The sequence below is a fragment of the Salipiger sp. HF18 genome, from assembly GCF_011806505.1.
In the GTDB taxonomy this organism is placed as follows: domain Bacteria; phylum Pseudomonadota; class Alphaproteobacteria; order Rhodobacterales; family Rhodobacteraceae; genus Salipiger; species Salipiger thiooxidans.
The window spans coordinates 1-2,587 of the sequence record NZ_JAATOS010000540.1 but is presented as its reverse complement, the minus strand read 5'-3'; the positions used below and the strand labels follow the sequence as shown (position 1 = coordinate 2,587).

Genomic DNA, 2,587 nt, shown 5'->3' with positions numbered 1-2,587 from the left:
GGCGAACTTCAGCTTCAGCTCTGGTCCTCGCTGCCGGTTCCCGCGATCCTGCTGGACGCCGAGGAACGCATCGCCGACATGAACCCGGCTGCCGAGGGCTTCATGAATAACTCGGCCAAGTGGCTGATCGGCCAGCCGATCTGGGACCGCCTCGCGGTCGACGCGCCGCTCGAGGAAAGCCTCGCCCGGGCCCGCGAGCACGGCACGCCGCTGTTCGTCAACGATGTCGACGTCGGCACCGGCTCGCGCCCGCCGCTGGTCTGCAACCTTCAGCTTGCGCCGGTGCAGGGCCTCCCCGGCTGGTTCATCATGCTGATCTCGCCGCGCGAGCTGGCGGGCCGCATGACCCAGAGCCACTCGGTGAAATCGGCCGCGAAGTCGGCCATCGGCATGGCCGAGATGCTGGCGCACGAGATCAAGAACCCGCTCGCGGGGATCACCGGCGCGGCGCAGCTGCTGTCGATGAGCCTCAGCAAGGACGACCTCGAGCTCACCGACCTGATCGTGGCCGAGACCCGCCGCATCGTGAAGCTGCTCGAGCAGGTGGAGCAGTTCGGCAATCTCTCCGCGCCCGAGCGCAAGCCGGTGAACATCCACGACGTGCTCGACCGGGCGCGCCGCTCGACCCAGCTCGGGGCAGGGGCGCACATGAAGTTCATCGAGGATTACGACCCCTCGCTGCCGCTCGCCTACGGCGATCCGGACCAGCTTCTGCAGGTGGTGCTCAACCTGCTCAAGAACGCCGCCGAGGCCGCCGACCCCAAGGTAGGCGGCACGATCCGCCTGCGCACCTTCTACGAGCACAGCTTCCGCATGCGCCGCGCCGATGGCACGACGCAGAAGCTGCCGCTGCAGGTCGAGGTCATCGACGACGGCCCCGGCCTGCCCGACGACATCCGGGGCGACGTGTTCGACCCCTTCGTGTCGGGCAAGGAGAACGGCACCGGTCTGGGGCTGGCGCTCGTCTCGAAAATCATTTCGGATCATGATGGCTGGATCTCGGTGGATTCCGTCCCCGGCCGGACGATCTTCCGGATTTCGCTTCCGCGCGCCCCGCGCGAGACAGAGGAGAAGAGATAATGGATGGCACGGTTCTTGTCGCAGACGACGACCGCACGATCCGCACCGTTCTGACGCAGGCGCTGACCCGCGCGGGCTGCAAGGTGCACGCGACGAGCTCGCTCACCACGCTGATGCGCTGGGTCGGCGAAGGCAAGGGCGACGTGGTGATCTCGGACGTGGTCATGCCCGATGGCAACGGTCTGGAAATGCTTCCGAAGATTCGCCAGGACCGGCCGGACCTGCCGGTCATCGTGATCTCGGCGCAGAACACCATCATGACGGCGATCCAGGCGGCGGAGGCGGAAGCCTACGACTACCTGCCCAAGCCCTTCGACCTGCCGGACCTGATGAAGCGCACCGCCAAGGCGCTCGACAACCGCAACCGCGCGCCCAAGCGCGAGGATGTGGCGACCATCGGTGCCGACGGTCCCGACGAGCTGCCGCTGGTCGGCAAGACGCCGGCGATGCAGGCGCTCTACCGGCTTGTTGCGCGGGTGATGAACACCGATCTGCCGGTGCTGATCTCGGGCGAGAGCGGGACCGGCAAGTCGCTGATCGCGCGCGCCATTCACGACTTCTCCGACCGCCGCACGCTGCCCTTCATCACCGTGACCGGCGCCGACCTCTCGGATCTCGAGGGCCCCGCCCGGGTGCTGGCCCGCGTCAAGGGCGGCACGCTGCTCATCGACGAGATCACCGACATCCCCGACGAGATCCAGGCGCGCGTGGTGCGCATGATGGATATCCCGGGCGAACACGTGCCGCGCTTCATGGCGACCTCGCAGGGCGACCTCGCACAGGCCATGGAAGAGGGCCGGGTGCGCCAGGATCTCTACTACCGCCTCTCCGGCGCGACCATCAACGTGCCGAGCCTGCGCGAGCGGGTCGAGGACATCGCGCTGCTCACCGAGCACTTCCTTGCCCTTTCCTAGCGCGAGGGCGCGCCCAAGCGCTGGCTCTCCAAGGATGCCGCCGAGCTCTTCCGCGCCTACAGCTGGCCGGGCAACGTGCGTCAGCTCGAGAATTCGGTGCGCCGCCTGAGCCTGACCAGCCGCGCCGAGGAGATCAGCCGCACCGAGGTCGAGGCGGTGCTGGGAAACCAGCCCGATACCGGACCGATCCTGCGCGGGGGCGACGCCGAGAAGCTGGGCACCTCGGTGGCCCGTCACCTGCGCCGCTATTTCGACCTGCACGGCAACATGCTGCCGCCGCCGGGGCTCTATGCCCGCATCCTCAAGGAGGTCGAGGCGCCGCTCATCGAGATCGCTCTCGAGGCAACGGGCGGAAACCAGGCGAAATGCGCCGATCTGCTCGGGATCAACCGCAATACTTTGCGCAAGAAGATCACCGATCTGGATATTCGCGTGACACGCCGTCGCAAACTGATGTAAAAGGGTCACATAGATGTGGCCATACTGCTTCGCTTCAACCCGAGGTAGTGAAGAAGCCACACGATATGGCGGTCCCCCGCCCCCAGCAGCACACCCACGCGCGGGAGGGCTGTGGCCCCCCCCGCACGGAAATC

1 protein-coding gene and 1 pseudogene are annotated in these 2,587 nt (G+C 67.2%); both read left to right on the top strand.

Features of this window, described 5'->3' with window-relative positions:
* Positions 1-1,080 (top strand): nitrogen regulation protein NR(II) (locus HC022_RS23795; protein WP_368484725.1); only part of this gene is annotated, 1,080 nt, incomplete at its 5' end.
* A pseudogene (locus HC022_RS23790) lies at positions 1,080-2,453 on the top strand (response regulator). The gene HC022_RS23795 and the pseudogene HC022_RS23790, both read left to right, overlap by 1 nt.
* The last annotated feature ends 134 nt before the right edge of the window (positions 2,454-2,587 follow it).